At 69.0% G+C, this 17,671-nt stretch carries 18 protein-coding genes; 7 read left to right on the plus strand and 11 right to left on the minus strand.

Features of this window, described 5'->3' with window-relative positions:
- Positions 1–325 precede the first annotated feature (325 nt).
- Complete coding sequence (pepN, locus tag ACFP3H_RS19035) at positions 326–2,917, minus strand: aminopeptidase N (protein WP_378607907.1); 2,592 nt, start codon at positions 2,915–2,917, stop codon at positions 326–328.
- A gap of 249 nt (positions 2,918–3,166) precedes the next feature.
- On the opposite strand from pepN, the gene ACFP3H_RS19040 reads away from it, so the two are divergent.
- On the plus strand, positions 3,167–4,003 hold the full coding sequence (locus ACFP3H_RS19040; protein ID WP_378607909.1) for a phosphoribosylaminoimidazolesuccinocarboxamide synthase: 837 nt from the start codon (positions 3,167–3,169) through the stop codon (positions 4,001–4,003).
- A gap of 17 nt (positions 4,004–4,020) precedes the next feature.
- On the opposite strand, the gene ACFP3H_RS19045 is transcribed toward ACFP3H_RS19040, so the two are convergent.
- On the minus strand, positions 4,021–4,377 hold the full coding sequence (locus ACFP3H_RS19045) for a winged helix-turn-helix transcriptional regulator (protein WP_378607911.1): 357 nt from the start codon (positions 4,375–4,377) through the stop codon (positions 4,021–4,023).
- Positions 4,378–4,502: 125 nt separating this feature from the next.
- Between ACFP3H_RS19045 and ACFP3H_RS19050 the strand changes: the two genes are divergently transcribed.
- Positions 4,503–5,321: an NAD(P)-dependent oxidoreductase gene (locus ACFP3H_RS19050; RefSeq protein WP_378607913.1), complete on the plus strand. Its 819-nt coding sequence runs from the start codon at positions 4,503–4,505 to the stop codon at positions 5,319–5,321.
- Between the two features lie 94 nt (positions 5,322–5,415).
- Here ACFP3H_RS19050 and ACFP3H_RS19055 read toward each other — a convergent pair whose 3' ends face one another.
- Positions 5,416–6,123, minus strand: coding sequence for an NAD(P)H oxidoreductase (locus ACFP3H_RS19055; RefSeq protein WP_378607915.1), 708 nt, complete (start codon positions 6,121–6,123; stop codon positions 5,416–5,418).
- A gap of 140 nt (positions 6,124–6,263) precedes the next feature.
- Between ACFP3H_RS19055 and ACFP3H_RS19060 the strand changes: the two genes are divergently transcribed.
- The gene (locus tag ACFP3H_RS19060) at positions 6,264–7,211 is read left to right on the plus strand and encodes an AraC family transcriptional regulator (RefSeq protein ID WP_378607917.1); all 948 of its coding nucleotides are present in this window, start codon (positions 6,264–6,266) and stop codon (positions 7,209–7,211) included.
- Positions 7,212–7,665: 454 nt separating this feature from the next.
- Here ACFP3H_RS19060 and ACFP3H_RS19065 read toward each other — a convergent pair whose 3' ends face one another.
- Genes ACFP3H_RS19065 through ACFP3H_RS19075 form a run of 3 tightly spaced genes read right to left on the minus strand, consistent with a single transcriptional unit; the run spans position 7,666 to position 9,060 of the window.
- Positions 7,666–8,097 (minus strand): nitroreductase/quinone reductase family protein, encoded by a 432-nt coding sequence (locus tag ACFP3H_RS19065; RefSeq protein WP_378607919.1) that lies wholly within the window; start codon positions 8,095–8,097, stop codon positions 7,666–7,668.
- A 10-nt stretch (positions 8,098–8,107) separates the two neighbouring features.
- Complete coding sequence (locus tag ACFP3H_RS19070) at positions 8,108–8,605, minus strand: NUDIX hydrolase (RefSeq protein ID WP_378607921.1); 498 nt, start codon at positions 8,603–8,605, stop codon at positions 8,108–8,110.
- Positions 8,606–8,649: 44 nt separating this feature from the next.
- Positions 8,650–9,060: a MarR family winged helix-turn-helix transcriptional regulator gene (locus ACFP3H_RS19075; RefSeq protein ID WP_378607923.1), complete on the minus strand. Its 411-nt coding sequence runs from the start codon at positions 9,058–9,060 to the stop codon at positions 8,650–8,652.
- A 65-nt stretch (positions 9,061–9,125) separates the two neighbouring features.
- Between ACFP3H_RS19075 and ACFP3H_RS19080 the strand changes: the two genes are divergently transcribed.
- The gene (locus tag ACFP3H_RS19080) at positions 9,126–9,536 is read left to right on the plus strand and encodes a MarR family transcriptional regulator (protein ID WP_378607925.1); all 411 of its coding nucleotides are present in this window, start codon (positions 9,126–9,128) and stop codon (positions 9,534–9,536) included.
- 148 nt (positions 9,537–9,684) lie between these two features.
- Here ACFP3H_RS19080 and ACFP3H_RS19085 read toward each other — a convergent pair whose 3' ends face one another.
- The 3 genes from ACFP3H_RS19085 to ACFP3H_RS19095 form a co-directional block, all read right to left on the minus strand.
- A complete protein-coding gene (locus tag ACFP3H_RS19085) occupies positions 9,685–10,965 on the minus strand; it encodes an RNA polymerase sigma factor (protein ID WP_378607927.1) in 1,281 nt (426 codons plus the stop codon).
- Positions 10,962–11,360, minus strand: a complete 399-nt coding sequence (locus ACFP3H_RS19090; RefSeq protein WP_378607929.1) for a YciI family protein — start codon at positions 11,358–11,360, stop codon at positions 10,962–10,964. Before ACFP3H_RS19090 ends, ACFP3H_RS19085 begins: the two co-directional genes overlap by 4 nt.
- 94 nt (positions 11,361–11,454) lie before the next feature.
- Positions 11,455–12,675 (minus strand): NAD(P)/FAD-dependent oxidoreductase, encoded by a 1,221-nt coding sequence (locus ACFP3H_RS19095; protein ID WP_378607931.1) that lies wholly within the window; start codon positions 12,673–12,675, stop codon positions 11,455–11,457.
- Between the two features lie 152 nt (positions 12,676–12,827).
- On the opposite strand from ACFP3H_RS19095, the gene ACFP3H_RS19100 reads away from it, so the two are divergent.
- The gene (locus ACFP3H_RS19100; protein ID WP_378607933.1) at positions 12,828–13,472 is read left to right on the plus strand and encodes a mycothiol-dependent nitroreductase Rv2466c family protein; all 645 of its coding nucleotides are present in this window, start codon (positions 12,828–12,830) and stop codon (positions 13,470–13,472) included.
- A gap of 7 nt (positions 13,473–13,479) precedes the next feature.
- Here the strand turns inward: ACFP3H_RS19100 and ACFP3H_RS19105 are convergent, their stop codons facing one another.
- On the minus strand, positions 13,480–14,673 hold the full coding sequence (locus ACFP3H_RS19105; protein WP_378607935.1) for a M48 family metallopeptidase: 1,194 nt from the start codon (positions 14,671–14,673) through the stop codon (positions 13,480–13,482).
- 36 nt (positions 14,674–14,709) lie between these two features.
- Here ACFP3H_RS19105 and ACFP3H_RS19110 point away from each other — a divergent pair, with 36 nt between their 5' ends.
- Together ACFP3H_RS19110 and ACFP3H_RS19115 are read left to right on the plus strand one after the other, a co-directional pair.
- On the plus strand, positions 14,710–15,183 hold the full coding sequence (locus ACFP3H_RS19110; protein WP_378607937.1) for a ribose-5-phosphate isomerase: 474 nt from the start codon (positions 14,710–14,712) through the stop codon (positions 15,181–15,183).
- A 148-nt stretch (positions 15,184–15,331) separates the two neighbouring features.
- Positions 15,332–16,135, plus strand: a complete 804-nt coding sequence (locus tag ACFP3H_RS19115; protein WP_378607939.1) for an Fpg/Nei family DNA glycosylase — start codon at positions 15,332–15,334, stop codon at positions 16,133–16,135.
- 45 nt (positions 16,136–16,180) lie between these two features.
- On the opposite strand, the gene ACFP3H_RS19120 is transcribed toward ACFP3H_RS19115, so the two are convergent.
- Positions 16,181–17,134 carry a diguanylate cyclase domain-containing protein gene (locus ACFP3H_RS19120; protein WP_378607941.1) on the minus strand — a complete coding sequence of 318 codons (954 nt, stop codon included), beginning with the start codon at positions 17,132–17,134 and terminating at the stop codon, positions 16,181–16,183.
- Between the last annotated feature and the right edge of the window lie 537 nt (positions 17,135–17,671).

The following is a 17,671-nucleotide window of genomic DNA, read 5'->3' on the forward strand; positions in this document are numbered from 1 at the left end:
CCCGTTGCTGGCGGCTGCGCCGCGGACGCAACGGGCGCTAACTCGCGGCCGGGCCGCTACGCCGCTGCGCGGCGATCCCTCCTCGAGGTCGGGATGTGCGGGGCTGGGAGTGCGGTCATGGCGGAATTGGGGTGTGCAGGTGCAGAGGTGTGCAGGTGCGCAGGCGCGTGGGTGTACGGGTGCAGAGGTGTGCAGGTGCGCAGGTGCGTGGACGTGCGGGTGCGCAGGCGCGTGGGTGCGCGGGTGCACAGGCGCGTCGGTGCACAGGTGCACAGGTGCCTGGGTAGGGGGAGGGCGCGGGTGGTCGGCGCCCTCCCCGGGGTGGCTACTTGGCGTCGAATTCTCTGGCGCGCAGGGAGCGTTCGATGCCTGCTCGGCCTTCGGAGACCAGGCGGTAGAGGGCGGGTGGGTGGTTGCCTGACAGGAACTCGTCGGCCTTGGCTACGGCGTCTTCGGTGATGGCCCAGGCGGGGTAGAGGCCTACTACGACGGTTTGGGCTACTTCGCTCGAGCGGCGGTCCCAGACTGCGGGGATGTCGGCGAAGTACTTGTCGACGTAGGGGGCGAGGACCTCCGCTTGGCCTGCGGGGGCGAAGCCGCCGACGATGGCGCGGGCGGTGATGTTGGGGACGGTGTCGTCGCCCATCACCGTGTTCCATGCCTGGGCCTTCACCTCGGCGAGGGGGCGGGCGGTGGCTGCCATGGCGGCCTGGCGCTTGCCCGCCGCCGTCGGATCGGCCTGGAGTTCGGCGTCGATGGTGGGGGTGTCGAGGCCGTCGGCGTCGATCTGGCCCGCCGCCGCCAGGGCGGTGACGATGCGCCAGCGCAGATCGGTGTCGATGGTCAGACCGGGCAGACCCAGGGTGGCGGGGTCGGCGTCGAGCAGCTGGGCGAGCACCTCGATGTGCCGTGATTCCAGCTTGGCGCCGGTCAGAGCGTTGACGAAGGCGAGCTGATGGTCCGAACCGGCTTCGGCGGCGCGGGCCAGTTCGAGCAGGCGGTCGGCGAACTCGGGCCAGCCCTGCTGCTCGGCCCAGGTCGGCTCGGCGTAGCTCGAGATGGCGGTGGCGGCCTGCATGAGCAGTCGCTGGACCACCCCGATCTCGGATTCGGCGCCGATGCCGTGCTGCACGAGCGCGACGAAATCGCGGGCCTTCATCTCGGCCTGCCTGGTCATCTCCCAGGCGGCCGACCAGGCCAGCGTGCGCGGCAGCGAATCGGCGATGTCACCGACGCGCGCCACGACCACATCGAGCGAATCGGGGTCGAGGCGCAGCGAGCAGTAGGTGAGGTCGTCGTCGTTGACCAGCACCAGCTTGCCGCGCGGCACCCCGACCAGCTCGGGGACCTCGGTGCGCGGGGCAGCGTCGAGATCGAGTTCGATCCTGTTGGCGCGCACCAGCTTTCCGTCGACGTCGTCGTACACGCCGATCGCGATCCGGTGCACCCGGTACTCGCCCGCACCGGGCTGCGCGCCCTCCTGCACGACCGCGAAACTCGAGAAGGTGCCGTCGGCGCCCACGGTGAAATCGGGGCGAAGGATATTGAGGCCGGTGGTCTTGAGCCACTGCGCGCCCCAGTCCGACAGGTCACGCCCGGACGCCTGCTCCAGCGCCGCGAGCAGATCGTCGAAGGTGGCGTTGCCGTAGGCGTGGTCGGCGAAGTAGGCGCGCAGACCGGCCAGGAACGGCTGCAACCCGACATAGGCCACCAGCTGCTTGAGCACCGAGGCGCCCTTGGCGTAGGTGATGCCGTCGAAGTTCACCTCGACCGCGTGCAGGTCGGGGATGTCGGCGGCGATCGGGTGGGTCGAGGGCAGCTGGTCCTGGCGGTAGGCCCAGGACTTCTCCACGTTCGCGAACGTGGTCCACGCACTGGTGTATTCGGTGGCCTCGGCCTGGCACAGCACCGAGGCGAAGGTCGCGAACGACTCGTTCAACCACAGGTCGTCCCACCACTTCATGGTGACCAGGTCGCCGAACCACATGTGCGCCATCTCGTGCAGCACGGTCTCGGCGCGACGCTCATAGGACGCGCGGGTCACCTTGGACCGGAACACGTAGTCCTCGAGGAAGGTGACCGCGCCCGCGTTCTCCATCGCGCCCGCGTTGAACTCCGGTACGAACAGTTGGTCGTACTTGCCGAAGGCGTACGGCACGCCGAAGTTGTTGTGGTAGAACTCGAAACCCTGCTTGGTCTCGGTGAACAGGCGCTCGGCGTCCATGTGCTCGGCCAGCGAGGCCCGGCAGTACAGGCCCAGCGGGATCTCGCCGCTCGCGTCGGTGAAGGTGTCGGTCCACTTCGCGTACGGGCCGGCGATCAGGGCGACCAGGTAGGTGCTCATGCGCGGGGTGGTGGCGAAGGTGTGGCGTATGACCGCGCCGATCTTGTGCTGGTCGATATCGGCGCCGTTGGAGATGACCTCCCAGTCCTCCGGCGCGGTGGCCACCACATCGAAGGTGGCTTTGAGATCGGGCTGGTCGAAGCAGGCGAACATCCGCTTGGCGTCGGCGGTTTCGAACTGCGAGTACAGGTAGACGTTGTCGTCGGTGGGGTCGATGAAGCGGTGCAGGCCCTCACCGGTGTGGGAGTACTCGCACTGCGCCTCGACGACCAGTTCGTTCTGCTCGGCCAGGTTCGGCAGCGCGATCCCGGTCGACTCGTCGTAGGTGCTCACATCCAGGGCGACCCCGTTGAGCACCGCCGACCGCACGTGCGGCGCGACCAGGTCGATGAACGTGCTCGCGCCGGGAGTGGCGGTGAAGGTGACGGTGGTCGTGGACCCGAACGTGTCCGACACCTCGGACCCCGTGCCGCGTGGCTGGTCGGTCAGGTCGAGTTCGATCCGGTAGTTCTGCACGGCTACCACGGCCGCGCGTTCGACCGCCTGGTCGCGGGTGAGATTCGGGGCGGACATTGATCTCCTTCGTCGTCGACGAACACGGCACGGTAGTTCCGCGTCCACAATGCCACCTGCCACCGACACCCGCTCACGAGTTTCGCCCGACGTGGCGCGGGTAGTGCGGCGCCGACGCGACGGTGGCGCGCGTCACGGTGTGCGGCGAGACGGTGCCGGGTCGCGGTGACCAGGTGTGATCCGGTGTCGGTGGTGGTCGGTACAGTCCGTATATACCCAGCAATGGACCCAGGATTCGGAGGCTCGACGTTGAAGCATGTGCACGCCGGGAAAGTTCGTGACCTCTACGAGGACGGCGACACCCTGCTGCTCGTCGCGTCGGACCGGGTGTCGGTCTACGACGTCGTGCTGCCCACCCCGATTCCGGACAAGGGTGCGCTGCTCACGCAACTGTCGAACTGGTGGTTCGAGTACTTCACCGGCATCCCCAATCACGTGGTCTCGGCCACCGATGTGCCCGCCGAGTTCGCCGGGCGCGGCATCCGGGTCAAGCCGTTGAAGATGCTGTCGGTGGAGTGCATCGCGCGCGGCTACCTGACCGGGTCCGGGCTCAAGGAGTACGAGCGTTCGGGGACCGTGTCGGGAATCGCACTGCCCGCCGGTCTGCGTGACGGCGACAAGCTGCCCGAGCCGATCTTCACCCCGTCGACCAAGGCGTCCGAGGGGCACGACGAGGCGATCAGTTTCGCCGACGTGGTGAACCAGGAGGGTCGCGAGGTCGCTGAGAAGCTGCGCGATCTCACCCTCGAGATCTACTCGCGCGGGGCCGAGCATGCCGCGAAGGCCGGCGTGATCGTGGCCGACACGAAGGTCGAATTCGGTTGGGACGGTGAGGTTCTCACCCTCGGCGACGAGGTGCTCACCTCCGACTCCTCGCGCTTCTGGCCCGCCGACGAGTGGGAGCCGGGCCGCGCCCAGCGTTCCTTCGACAAGCAGTTCGTGCGCGACTGGTCCACCTCCACCGGCTGGAACAAGGAGTACCCGGGCCCGGAGATCCCCGCCGAGGTCGTCGAGGGCACCCGGCGCAAGTACGAAGAAGCCTTCGAGCGCATCACCGGCCAGAAGTGGGCTGGAATCCAGGCCTGATTCGAGGCGGCGCCGCGTCAGTGCACCGGCGCGGCGACGCCTGTGACCGCGCAGATGTGCTGCATGTGCTCGCTGCCCCACTGGCCGAGCGTGACCAGCGCCTCGTTGAGCGAGACCCCGCGCTCGGTCAGCGAGTACTCCACCTTCGGCGGCACCTGCGCGTAGACCTCGCGGTGGACGATGCCGTCGTGCTCGAGCTCGCGTAACTGCTGGATCAGCATCTTCTCGGTGACCCCGGGGACCAGGCGTTTCAGGTCGCCGAAGCGCTGGGTGCCGGTGGACAGCGCCCACAGGATCAGGGCCTTCCACTTGCCGCCGACGACGTCGAGCGCGGCATCGATACCGCAGGAATACGGACGCTCTCGCTGCTTCATGCTCGCCTTACTTACTTTTCGGTGGGTAGTGCACTTGATAGTCGGTACTTGTTCTATCAAGCATAACCATCGAATCTGGAAGGACGGCGCCGATCGGCGACGAAGGACTCCGAGCAAGGGGAACAATGACCAACCAGGCAGCGGCACAGCGAGTTTCGGTGATCGGACTGGGCGCGATGGGAACGGCACTGGCGAAAGCCCTGCTCGCCGGCGGGCACGAGGTGACCGTGTGGAACCGCACCCCCGCGCGGGCCGAAGCGTTGGTGGCCGACGGGGCGAGGGTGGCGACGAGTTCGGCCGAGGCGCTGACGGCGGCGGATCTGCTGATCGTGTGCGTCCTCGACGACGCGGCGGTGCGTGAGCACCTCGAACCGGTCGCCGCGCGGCTGCGCGGGCGCACCGTGGTGAACCTGACGACCACCACACCCGAGCAGGCCCGCTCGTCGGGCCGGTGGGCGCGCGCGGCCGGAGTCGAACTGATCGACGGTGGCATCATGGCCATCCCCGACATGATCGGCGGCCCCGGCGCTTTCGTGCTCTACAGCGGGGCCGGCGCGGCCTTCGCGCGCTACCGGTCGGTGCTCGAGCTGTTCGGTGCGGCTGAGTTCGTCGGCGAGGATCTCGGCGCCGCCGCCATGTACGACGTGTCGATCCTCGGTGGCATGTACGCCATGTTCGCCGCGTTCCACCAGGGCGGGGCGATGGTCCGCACCACCGGCGGCACCGCCGCGCGCCTGGCCGAACTGATGACGCCGTTCCTCCAGGCCATGGCGACGACGCTGACCGCGCAGGCTCCCGGCATCGACACCCCGGCCGAGTACGTCCAGCCGCAGAGCGACGAGTTCACCGCCGCCGCCATCGACCTGATCGACAAGTCCGCCGCCGAGTCGGGGAATCCCACCGAGCTCTACGGCGGCCTGCGCCGCACCCTCGTCGGCCGGTGACGGTGGCGTAATCGTGCAAAGCCACGTCCGAAAGGCAGTTTTCTGGCCTTTTCGGCGAAGGATTGCACGATTATGCCACTGCTGCGGCAGGCGTTCAGGCGTTGACCAGACCCGCGGCTAGCAGGTCGTCGACGAAGCCTTCGGCCCTGGCGTCGAAGGCGGCGTAGTGGGCGGTGCGGGCGTCGCCGCTGATGGCCTCGCCGATCACCAGGTTGCCCTCGGCGTCGATGGTCTGCGGCTGCTCCTCGGCGTCGGGCAGCAGGCCGACCCGGGAGTCCGCGAAACCGCAGTAGTAGGCCAGACCGTCGCTGAGCTGGGCTTCCAGCAGCTGCTGCATGCCGGGGATGATCTCGTCGTTCGCGGTCGCGCCCGCCAAGCCGAGCCACAGGACGCGCTTGCCCGCCAAGCGTGGCTTGCTGCGGCCGTAGGCGAAACCGTAGTTCCAGACGGTGTCGATCCAGCCCTTGACCAGAGCGGGCACGCTCTGCCAGTAGACCGGGAACACCACGACCACGACCTCGGCGGCCAGGACGCGACCCATCTGTGCCTCGGTGGCGGGGGAGTAGCGCTTGTCGCGATTGTTCCAGTCCGGCTGGTCGGCGACGGTCATGCGGGGGTCGAAGCCCTCGGCGTGCAGGTCGAGGAAGTCGACGGTGTAGCCCGCGGCGGTGAGTCGGGCGGCGGCGCGGCGGGCGGTGTGGGCCGACAGTGAGTCGGCGCGGTGGTGTCCGAGGACGACAAGGGCTGTGCGCGTGGTGGATTCGTCGGAGGTGGTCGCGGCGGGGGTGGTCGACTGCGGCACGGTGGGGCTCCCTGGCGGATCGAGGTTCAGGTGGATCTGATGCGGGCCGATTGCCCTGTCCTTCGAGTTAACCGCCGATCGGGTGGACGATCTATAGGTGATCATCTCGAGTCGATAGGAATTCGTCTACGCTGGTTCGGGTGGATCCGTTGAGTTCGTTGCTGAGCGGCATTCGTGCCGAAGGATCGGTCGTGACCCACGCCGTGCTGCGGCCGCCGTGGGCGATCAGATTCGCCGACCGCGCGCCGCTGATCATGGTGACGGTGCTGCGCGGCGGCGGCACGCTGGTGCTCGCCGACGGTTCGCACACGACGCTGATCGCCGGGGACACCGCGCTCGTGCAGGCCAGTGCGCCTTTCCATTTGGCCGACACCGCCGCCACGCTCGGTCGCCCGCATCAGGGCTACGAGCTGTCGTGTTTCGTGCCGGAAGGGTTCGGACCGGTCGACCTCGCCTGTGCCACACCGGAATTGATCGAGAAGCCGTCGATCACCGGTGCGCCGGAGGAGACTTCGCTGCTCGTGGGCGCCTACCGGGCGGCGGGGCATCGACACGAACGGCTGCTGCGGGCGCTCCCGCCGGTGATGGTCGTCCACGAAGACGCCGACATGTGTTTGTGGCTCGAACGTTCCGCCGCCGACGCCGTCCGACTGAGCGCGGGCTCGCAGGCGCTGATGGACCGGCTGCTGGACTGGGCGCTGGTCTGCACCCTGCGCAGCTGGCTCGCCGAACAGCAACACTGCGCGCCCGCCTGGTACCGGGGCATGGCTGACCCGGTGGTCGGCCCGGCGCTGGCGGCGATCCACGACCGACCGTTCCACCGCTGGACCGTCGCGAGCCTGGCCACCGAGGCCGCGGTCTCGCGCGCCCTGTTCGCCCGCCGCTTCACCGAGGTCATGGGCGAACCGCCGCTGGCCTACCTCACCGAATGGCGGATGGCCGAGGCCGAGGAACTGCTGGCCGACCCCGCCCGCAGCGTCGCGCAGGTGGCGACCACGGTGGGCTATTCCGACGCGTTCGGTTTCAGCGCCGCGTTCAAGCGTTTGCGCGGCACCAGTCCCACCGAGTTCCGGGCGACCCGGGTGTAGTGGGTACGTCGTGCGGGGATTCGCGCGGGGCTGCCCTACGTATGTGTAGTGGTTACGCCCTACGTATGTGTGGTGGTTACGCCGTGCGGGGATTCGCGCGTGGTCGCCGTTGCGGGGTGTGGTGGTTTCTCGTGCGAGGATTCGCCCGGGGCTGCCCTACGTATGTGTGGTGGTTACGCCGTGCGGGGATTTGTGCGAGGTCGCCGTTGCGGGGTGTGGTGGTTTCTCGTGCGCGGATCTGCCCGAGGCCGCCCCTACGTATGTGGCCGCCACGAGCGCGTTGCGATTCGGGCGGGTGCGTGGTGCCGAACGTGTATCCGCCGCTGGTGGGAGCGGGCGTTGGGCTCTTGGCACGAAAAGCGGCGAGCGGGGACCAGGCCGTCGGGGGCTGGGTGAGGGTATCGGACCGTGGCGCGGGATCGGTGCCGGGCGACGCTCGCGGAAGCCTGCGGGCTCAGGTACGGGGGGTGAGCAGGACCAGCGGGATCTCGCGGGTGGTCTTCTTCTGGTAGTCGCCGTAGCCCTTGTACGCCGCGACGACCCGCGGCCACAGTTCGGCGCGCTGCTCGGCAGTGGCGACGGTGGCCAGCATCGGCCGCTCCGGCCCGTTGCGCAGCGACACCTCGACGTCGGGGTTGTCGCGCAGGTTGAGGAACCAGGCCGGGTGGGTGTCGTCGCCGCCGCGCGAGGCGACGACGACGATCGTGTCGCCGTCGATGATGGGCGCGGTCAGCATCGACTTGCGCGGGGTGCCGGACTTGCGGCCGATCGTGGTGAGCTCCAGGGAGGCCATGCCCAGGACGGAGTTGCCGATGCGGCCACCGCTGACGGTGAGCAACGCGCGATGGACGGCGTTCATGATCTTCAGCTGCAGGTCGCTGGGCATACCGCGAAATCTACTCCGATCGCGCCGGATCGCCACCGAGCTGGACGACCAGACGGTTCAGGAACGGGCGCTGGCCCTTGCCGAGCTTCGCGGCCGCGGTGGCGAGGTCGAACCAGTCCGCGCGGTCGATCTCGGGGAACTGCGCGATCTGGCCCGATTTCGGCGGCCACTCCATCTCGAAGGTGCCGGGCACCACATCGGCCGGGTCGAGGTCGCCCTCGACGGTCCACACCTTGAGGATTTTGCGCTTGGCGCCGCTGCGGTAGCTCACCTGACCGAGCTCGGCCCACTCACCCTCGGGCGCGGGCAGCCCGAGCTCCTCGGTGAACTCGCGACGGGCGGCGTCACGCGCCGACTCCTCCTCGGACGCGAACTCGCCCTTGGGAATCGACCACGCCGAGGCGTCCTTCTTCGCCCACAGCGGGCCACCCATGTGCCCGAGCAGCACCTCGACCCCGGCCTCGCCGCGGCGATACACGAGCAGTCCAGCACTGAATACGTCCGTCATGACCGTGAGTCTGCCAGGCGCGGCGCGGTGACCCGGTCGCGGTGTCAGTCGAGTGCGCCGACGAATCGGGTGAGCAAGCGGGTGAATTCGACCCGGTCGGCGTCGGTCCAGCCGGTCATCGCGCGATCGAAGGCCCCTCGTCTGCGGCGGTGCGCCTCGGCGAGGATCTCCGCGCCGCGAGCGGTGAGGACCAGCAGGGAGCGCCGCCCGTCGGATTGATCGGCGACCCGGCGCACGAGCCCGGCGGCCACCGCGCCGGCCACCAGCTTGCTGGCGCGCGGCTGATCTACGGCCAGCGCGGCGGCCACCGTGGACACGGTCGGCTCGCTCGCGTCTTCGATGACATCGAGGACGTCGAAGGATTGTCCGCTCGGCTCGTCCGCCGCGAGGGTGCGTCGGGTCTGACGCCGGCGGATGGCGATCATCGCCCGCTCGATCTGCTCGACCTCGTCCATACGGGCATGTTACCGTCGTACATATACATGTCATACAACATGTAATTATAGAAGGGCATATATCTGTGACCGAGCGAAGAATGATCGGCTACCAGGTCAAACGCCTGGACCAACTCATCGAGGCCGCCTTCGATCAGGCAACCGAGGCCGCGGGCATGTCTCGTCGCGAATGGCAGACGCTGAACACCATCGTCGCGAGCCCCACGGCCGACCTCCACGACGCCCTGCGGCCGTTCTGGGAGGGCAACGACGAATCCCGCACCGCCGTCATCGACGGTCTCCTCGCGCGCGAGTGGATCGCCCGCGACGGCGGTCGCCCTGTCGCCACCGAGGCGGGTCGGGCGGCGCACGAGATCGCCGCGCGTTCGGTGGGGGCTCTCCGTCGCCGGATGGCGGACGGCATCACCGACGCCGAATTCGCCACGCTCACCGGCACACTCGCCCGCATGATCGACAATCTCGACGCGACGCGGTGACTTTCGGTGAGAGGGTCTCGTCCCCGACGCGGTGGCTTTCGGTGCGAGGGCCTCGTCCCCGACGCGGTGACTTGCGAGGGTCTCGCCCCCGACGAGGTGACTTTCGGTGCGAGGGTCTCGCCCCCGACGCGGTGGCTGCGGGCGGTGATCACCCCGGCGCGGTGTCGCTCGCGCGCAAATGGGCCGCGTCGACGTGCGCGATCTGCTCGACCGCGCCGCTGTCGTCGCTCGCGCGCAGGTGGGCCGCGCGCAGCAGGAGGTAGTCGCGTTCCGGTGCGCTCGCGGTCTGTCGGGCGGCGCGCTGGTATTCGCGTACGGCGGCTGCGGACTCGCCCGCCATTTCGTGCAGGTGGCCGCGGACGGCGGCGAGGCGGTGGGAGCGGGATAGGGGTGCGGCGACGGTGTCGGTGACGGCCAGTCCGGCGGCGGGGCCGTGCACCATCGCGGTGGCGACGGCACGGTTGAGGGTGATCATGGGGTTGGGGGTCAGGCGTTCGATCATGGTGTAGAGCTGGAGGATTCGCGGCCAGTCGGTGTCGTCGGGGTGGATCGCGTGGGCGTGCAGGCCCGCGATGGCGGCCTGGATCTGGTACGGGCCGGTGAGTCCGGCGGGCATGGTCGCGGTGAGCAGGCGCAGACCCTCGGTGATCTGCGGGCGGTCCCAGCGGGTGCGGTCCTGTTCGGTGAGCGGGATCAGTTCGCCGTGCGGGCCGGTGCGGGCGGCGCGGCGGGCATCGGTGAGCAACATCAGCGCGAGCAGGCCGGTGACCTCGGTGTTGTCGGGCAGCAGCGTGCGCAGGGCGCGGGTGAGTCGGATCGCCTCGGCCGACAGATCACCGCGCCGCAAACCCGCCCCGGAACTGCTGGTGTGGCCCTCGGTGAAGATCACGTACAGCACCTGGAGCACCGCGTCGACCCGCGTGCGGTCGTGCGCGCCCTCGGCGAACGGACGATCGGATTCGGCCAGGCGCTTCTTCGCGCGCGAGATCCGTTGGCCCATGGTCGATTCGGGAACCAGGAAGGCGGCGGCGATCTCGGCGGTGCTCAGGCCGCCCACCGCGCGCAGGGTCAGCGCGACGGCTCCGGCGGGCGGCAGATCGGGATGGCAACACAGGAAGTAGAGGTCGAGGGTGTCGTCTCGCGTGACCGCCTCCACCGGCACGTCCCGCACGAAAACCGTTGTCTCCCTCCGTCGCCGCGCCACATCGGCCCGCACCGCGTCCGCCATCCGCCGCTGGGCGACCTGGATCAACCAGGCGCGCGGGTGCTCGGGCAGTCCCTCGCTCGCCCACTGCGTAGCCCCGGCCACCAGCGCGTCCTGCACCGCGTCCTCGGCCAGGTCGAAATCGCCGAAGCGGCGGACCAGTACGCCGAGGACCCGCGGCGCGAGGTCACGCAGCAGGTCCTCGATCCGTGGTGGCGCACTCACTCGACGTCGGGCGCGCTCATGATCTGACGCACCTCGATGTACTCCCCGATCGGCTTGCCGCCGGGACCGGGCGCCGCCGAGGCCTGCGCGGCGATCTCCACGGCCCGCTCGACCGAGTCCACGTCGACGATCCAGTACCCGGCCAGGAACTCCTTGGTCTCGGGGAAGGGTCCGTCGGTCACCACCGGCGCCGAGCGGCCGTCGGCGCACACGACGATCGCCTGATCGGGTCCAGCCAGGCCCTGGGCGTCGACGAGTTCGCCCGCCGCGGCGAGCTGCTCGCCGAGGGCGCGCTGGAAATCGATGTGGGCGGCGATGTCCTCGGGCGCCCACTCCGGGATCGGGGTGTCGCAGTAGGCGGCGTCGGAATAGGTCTTGACCAGCATGAATTTCATGGTTCGGCTCCTGTTCGGTGCGCCCCTGTGGCGCGTTCGAGAGTGGGTCGGAGCCGATGCGCCGTCTTCGACACAACCTGTCTTGTGAAGTGGGTCACAGTTCGGTGGAGGTGTCCGTGAGCCGGTCCGGGTCGACGGGTTCCTCCGACAGGATCAGTTCCTTGATCCGGTCGGTCACGTCCCAGACATTGACGTTCATCCCCGCGCGGACCTTGTTCTGGCCGTCGAGCCAGAACGCGATGAACTCCCGCTTGTCGAGATCGCCCCGGATCACCACCCGCACGTCGTCGTCGCGCCCGACATACCCCGTGTACTCCATCCCGACGTCGTACTGATCGCTGAAGAAGTACGGAAGTCGGTCGTACACGGCGGTTTTGCCCAGCATCGTCTGCGCGGCCACGGCGGGCTGGTTCAACGCGGTCGCCCAGTGCTCGACGCGGATCAACCGGCGCAGCAGCGGGTGCTCCTCCTCGGCGATATCGCCGACCGCCACCACATCGGGATTGCTCGTGCACAGCGCGGCATCCACCAGCACCCCGCCGTCGACCGCGAGCCCGGCCGCGGTGGCCGCCTCGATATTGGGCTGCGCGCCCACCGCGACCAGCACCGCCTGGGCCGGCACCACCGTGCCGTCGCCCAGCTGCACGCCGGTCGCCTCGTTCTCGTCGGTCAGGATCAGGTCCACGGTGGTGTCCAGGCGCAGGTCGACGCCGTGCGCGCGGTGCAGCTCGGCGTAGAACCGGCCCATCTCCGGGCCGAGGACGGTGACCAGCGGCAGCGTCGCCGACTCGATCACCGTCACCTCCACGCCCTTGGCGCGGGCCTGCGCGGCGACCTCGAGCCCGATCCACCCCGCCCCGATGATGACCAGCCGCCGATCCGCGCGCAGGACCTCCACCAGCGCGTTCGAGTCGCCGATGGTGCGCAGGGTGTAGACGTTGGGCGCGTCGGCGCCGGGAATGTCGAGGGTGCGGGCGCGCGAACCGGTGGCCAGGGCCAACTTGTCGTAGTCGAGGGTGGAGCCGTCGGGCAGCGTGACGGTCTTGGCGATCGGGTCGAACGCGGTGGCGGTGGTGCCCAGGCGCAGGTCGACGTGGTGATCGCGGTACCAGGCCGCCGGGTCGACGGTGAACTGCGGCAGGTCCTCGGTGCCCGCCAGATGCTGTTTGGACAGCGGCGGACGCTCGTAGGGAAGTTCGTCTTCGGCGGCCAGGAGGGTGACGTGACCGTCGAAGTCGTTGGCGCGCAAGGCTTCGGCGATCTTCGCCCCGCCCAGACCCCCACCGATGACGACGAAATGCTGATTCGAGCTCATGAACAGATCCCTTCTCGCGGACGACCGGGACTCTCGCGCTATCGAGCGTAGTGCGCCGCACGCGCCGCGGGAACGATTCGCGTGGGCGCGCGGTTGCACCTGACGGCGGGGTGACCCGCCGCACTGTCGACGCTGACCGAGAGGAACCCACCGTGAGCGAACAGGCCACCAAGGATGTCGCCGATTTCTGGTTCGACCCGCTGTGCCCGTGGTGCTGGATCACCTCGCGCTGGATCCTGGAAGTGGAGAAGGTGCGCGATATCGACGTGCGCTTCCACGTGATGAGCCTGTCGGTGCTCAACGAGGGCAAGGACGACCTGCCGCAGTACTACGCCGAGATGATGGCCGCCGCCTGGGGACCCGTGCGCGTCGCCATCGCCGCCGAGCAGAAGTACGGCGAGGAGATCCTGTCCCCGCTCTACACCGCCCTGGGCACCCGGCTTCACGATCGCAAGAACGAGTTCGAACGCGACACCCGCGCGGCCACCTACGCCGCCGTCGTCGCCGACGCGCTCGCCGAACTCGAGCTGCCCGCCGAACTCGCCGAGGTCGCCACCGAGGCCTCCTACGACGAGGCGCTGCGCGCGAGCCACCACGCGGGCATGGACAAGGTGGGCCCCGATGTCGGCACGCCGACGATCCACGTGAACGGGACCGCGTTCTTCGGGCCGGTGCTCTCGCGCATCCCGCGCGGCGAGGAAGCGGGCCGGGTGTGGGACGGCGTGGTCGCGCTGGCCTCCTACCCGCACTTCTTCGAACTCAAGCGCACCAGGACCGAGGACCCGGTCTTCGACTGAGCCGCGCTCAGACCGGCTTCGGCGGGAGCGCGCGCGGCGTGGTGGCGAGCGGATAGCCGCCCGGCGGCGGGATCATCCCGGGATGCGGCGGGCTCGGGCGCCAGAACATCGGCCCCGGCCTGCTGCGGTCGCGCAGCGCCCACATCCGCCAGGTGAGGACCGGATGGCTGGCCATGGCGTTGACCAGCCAGATGAAACCGCCCTTCTCGATGGCGGCCCGATCGGCCATCTCGTCGACGCCCACGTCGGTATTGAGGTACTTGCCCGCGGCGAGGGTGGCCATCGCCCCGGACGCGCCGCGCGGGCTGAAGCAGTAACCGTGATTGTCGGCGGTGTACTCCTGGGCGCGGATCAGCGAGGCCCCGAGCAGCGGCAACCACGGCGCCACGAACATGCCGAGCTGACGCCAGTACGACACGTGACCGGCGGCGATATGGCCGACCTCGTGACCGATGATGAACGCGAGCGCGTCGGGTTCGCGTGCGGCGCCGCCGATTTCGAACAGGTCGCTGTAGACCGCCACGTACCGGCGGAACCCGTGTCCGGCCGCGAACGCGTTGATCTGGCCGTTGCCCAGCACCACATAGGCGTCCGGCGCGCGGTGCATCCCGAATCGCGCGGCCGCCTCCTGCACCATCCGGTAACCCTCCGGGAACTGGGTGGGCGACATCCGCACCCCGTTCACCCGCTGGGTGGCGAAGTTCAGACCACGCCCCGCCCACAGCAGCACCGGCGCGAACAACAGCAGCAGCACATACGGACTGCTGATCAGCGAACCGGTCTGCTCCACCCCGTGCTCGTCGACGATCGGGTCGGCGAAGAGCGCGATGAGCATGAACAGCACGGCCAGCAGATACGCCACCGAGGTCATCATGATGACCACCACCAGTAGCGGGATCTCCCACGGATGCCGCGCCGGGCGATCCCACGGCATCAGCCCGCGCGGGCGGTGCTGCGGGGGCATCGGCGGACCGCCCGGCGGGTAGTGACCGGGCGCGTACTGGTTCGGCGCGACGGGCGGATACGGGCTGGTCGGCGGGGGAAACGCGGGCTGTTCGGGTGCGGGGTAACCGCCCGAGGACGCCCAGGGGGAGGGCTGCGGCGCGCCCTTGTCCAGCGACGGTGTCGGCTCGGGCTGCCCGCCGGTGTGCTCCGGCGAAGAACCCGTCGGGGGCGGGGAATGCGGTTCGTGCGGGTGCATGAAACGACTCTAAGCGGGCCTGCGACAATCGCAGCCATGCGTGTTTACCTGGGTGCCGACCATGCCGGTTTCGAACTGAAGAATCACGTCAAGGCCCATCTGCTCGAGGCCGGACACGAGGTCGTCGACTGCGGCGCCCTCGAATACGACGCCCTCGACGACTACCCCGGCTTCTGCATCGAAGCCGCCCGCCGCACCGTCGCCGACCCCGGCTCGCTGGGCCTGGTCTTCGGTGGCAGCGGCAACGGCGAGCAGATCGCCGCCAACAAGGTCCCCGGCGCCCGCTGCGCCCTGGCCTGGAGCGTCGAGACCGCCGTGCTGGCCCGCGAACACAACAACGCCAACCTGATCGGCATCGGCGGCCGCATGCACTCCACCGCAGAGGCTCTCGCCATCGTCGACGCGTTCATCGCGACGGCGTGGTCGGAAGAGGCCCGCCACCAGCGCCGTATCGACATCCTGGCCGACTTCGAGAAGTCGGGCATCGCCCCCGAGATCCCGGCCTACTGAGGCTGGTCCGCCTCTCCGCGTATTTCGGCCGGACTCAGTTGCGGGGTTCGTTGAGTACGCGGCCGGCGGTCGGGTAGTGCTCGGGTTTGCCCGTGCCCGGTGAGTTACCCATGTTCGTGCGCGATCTGTTGTCGGGAGGGTGTGTCTGATGCCGGAGGGGCACACCCTTCATCGGATCGCCGGGCTGCACGATGCTCGGTTTTCCGGTGCGGCTGTTCGGGTGTCGAGTCCGCAGGGGCGGTTCGCCGAGGGGGCCGCGCTGGTGGACGGGCAGGTGTTGGAGCGGGCCGAGGCCGTGGGGAAGCATCTGCTGCATCACTACGCGTCCGGGTTGACGGTGCACGTGCATCTCGGGCTGTACGGCAAGTTCAGTGAGTCCGGGTTGCCGATGGGGGAGCCGATCGGGCAGGTGCGGATGCGGATGGTCGGGGGCGCAACGGATTTCGGGACCGATCTGCGCGGGCCGACCGCGTGCGAGGTGCTGCTGCCGCCCGAGGTGGACGCGCTCGTCGCGCGACTTGGAGCCGACCCGCTGCGCGCCGACGCCGATCACGAACGGGCGGGCGCGCGAATTCGACGGTCCCGCAGGGCGATCGGGGCGCTGCTGATGGACCAGGCCGTGATCGCCGGAGTGGGCAACGTGTATCGCGCGGAAGTGCTGTTCCGGCACGGCATCTCACCGTTTCGGCCGGGTACCTCGATCACCGCGTCCGAATGGGACGCGCTCTGGGCCGATCTGGTCGACCTCATGCCGATCGGCGTCGCCACCGGCCGCATGCACGTCGTGCGCCCCGAACACGACTCCGGCGCACCGTCTTACGCCAAGGACCGCCCCCGTACCTACGTCTACCGCCGCCAGGGCCAACCCTGCCGAATGTGCGCCACACCCGTCGCCCACCAGGTCATGGAAGGCCGAAACCTCTTCTGGTGCCCCACCTGTCAGCCTCGATAGCAATCGGCTGAGCCGGACCGCGAAGTGCAGGCTTCGCGATCCGACTCAGCCGGCGACCGCCGTTCCCAGTTCGGGGTCGCCCGATTCAGCGAGCGCGAAACGCCGCCCGCCCGCCGACTTCGCCGAGTACATCGCGCGGTCGGCGCGACGCAACAGGTCGGTGAAATCGCACGTCTGGCCCGGTGGGCAGAAAGCCGTGCCCACACTGGCCGAAACCGGTACCGGACCCGCGCTCGACCACACCGGATCGCGCAGTGCGGCGACCACGCGGTGCGCCAGCTCGCCGAGGGTGTCGCGGCGCGGGTTGGCCGCGACCACGAACTCGTCGCCGCCGTAGCGACAGATCACCGTGTCGGGCGGGCACACCTCGCGCAGGCGATTGGCCAGTTCGACCAGTACCTCGTCGCCGATCGCGTGTCCGTAGCCGTCGTTGATCTGCTTGAAGCGATCCAGGTCCACCACCAGTACCCCGACACCGCGGCTCGGGTCGGCGGCGAACGCGCGCACCCGTTCGCCGAGCAGTGTGCGGTTCGCCAGATCGGTGAGGGCGTCGTGGGTCGCCTCGTGGCGCAAGCGGTGCTGCAGCGCGGCGATCTCCTGTACGCGCAGTGACACTTTCGCCGAGATGTTCTGTTCCTGTTGCGCCAGCGCGCGTTCTTGCAGCGCCTGGGCGTAGCTGTCGATGGCCTGGCTGGCCACCAGCGGCCAGCGGGTCGCCACCAGCGAACCCGGAACCCCCGAGGGGAAGCCGAGCAGCCAGCGACTGGCGTGGGCCAGCATTCTGGTTCGTTCGAACGGCGCCTCGACCAGTCGCGCGCCGAGCTTACGCGCCTGTGGCACCGGGAACGGTTCGGTCCTGGCCAGATGGAGCAGCCGCTCGACGATCTCGACGAGCACCGGCTCCAACTGGTGCGGCGCCGTGGAAGAGCCCGGTTCGGCGCATACCGCGCGGGCCCAGGCGCGGGCCATCGCGGCGACCGGTGGCTCGATGTGGGTCATCGACATCACCGGCGTTCATTCGCACTGCTACGCGGTTGGGTCCACCGAGTTCGGTACACGCTCACCGCCCCCTTTCCAGATACCCCCGTCCGGCAAAAAGGATCCTAGCAAGCCACCCGAGACCGAAAATCCACGTTGTAGAACGTGTTACAGGTCTCTCGCGAATGGCGATCGGCTATGACATCGCTGCGCAGCCCCCGGCGTTACAAAGTTTCTGAAGAAATTTTCAGAAGCCCGAAACGTGCAGCGTAGAGCCCTCTGCGGGGTGGTGGACGTTGCCTCGACATCGGTACCTCCTGCACGGGGAGTGAAGCGCACTCTCATGGTGGCCTATCCGCCGCCCACGTGCCAGGTTTTTAAGGAAAATTCTCCTATTTAATCCCCCGGTGAAGCAGGCGCCGGTCCCCATGGGCGCCCGACCATCGTGGCCCGCCCCACCGACCCGGGGATAGGGTCATTAGGCCCTAATCGGACGAGAAGTTGATTGGTACCGCGCGCGGTGGGTACACCCGTCGCCCGTCGAACGCGGTGCTCGAG

Source organism: Nocardia lasii (assembly GCF_042658545.1).
GTDB lineage: Bacteria > Actinomycetota > Actinomycetes > Mycobacteriales > Mycobacteriaceae > Nocardia > Nocardia lasii.

Bases quoted from the DNA above. Each gene is read 5' to 3' on its own strand.
- pepN (WP_378607907.1), bottom strand. From the start codon at position 2,917: ATGTCCGCCCCGAATCTCACCCGCGACCAGGCGGTCGAACGCGCGGCC.
- ACFP3H_RS19045 (WP_378607911.1), bottom strand. From the start codon at position 4,377: ATGAAGCAGCGAGAGCGTCCGTATTCCTGCGGTATCGATGCCGCGCTC.
- ACFP3H_RS19050 (WP_378607913.1), top strand. From the start codon at position 4,503: ATGACCAACCAGGCAGCGGCACAGCGAGTTTCGGTGATCGGACTGGGC.
- ACFP3H_RS19065 (WP_378607919.1), bottom strand. From the start codon at position 8,097: ATGCCCAGCGACCTGCAGCTGAAGATCATGAACGCCGTCCATCGCGCG.
- ACFP3H_RS19070 (WP_378607921.1), bottom strand. From the start codon at position 8,605: ATGACGGACGTATTCAGTGCTGGACTGCTCGTGTATCGCCGCGGCGAG.
- ACFP3H_RS19075 (WP_378607923.1), bottom strand. From the start codon at position 9,060: ATGGACGAGGTCGAGCAGATCGAGCGGGCGATGATCGCCATCCGCCGG.
- ACFP3H_RS19090 (WP_378607929.1), bottom strand. From the start codon at position 11,360: ATGAAATTCATGCTGGTCAAGACCTATTCCGACGCCGCCTACTGCGAC.
- ACFP3H_RS19095 (WP_378607931.1), bottom strand. From the start codon at position 12,675: ATGAGCTCGAATCAGCATTTCGTCGTCATCGGTGGGGGTCTGGGCGGG.
- ACFP3H_RS19105 (WP_378607935.1), bottom strand. From the start codon at position 14,673: ATGCACCCGCACGAACCGCATTCCCCGCCCCCGACGGGTTCTTCGCCG.
- ACFP3H_RS19110 (WP_378607937.1), top strand. From the start codon at position 14,710: ATGCGTGTTTACCTGGGTGCCGACCATGCCGGTTTCGAACTGAAGAAT.
- ACFP3H_RS19115 (WP_378607939.1), top strand. From the start codon at position 15,332: ATGCCGGAGGGGCACACCCTTCATCGGATCGCCGGGCTGCACGATGCT.
- ACFP3H_RS19120 (WP_378607941.1), bottom strand. From the start codon at position 17,134: ATGACCCACATCGAGCCACCGGTCGCCGCGATGGCCCGCGCCTGGGCC.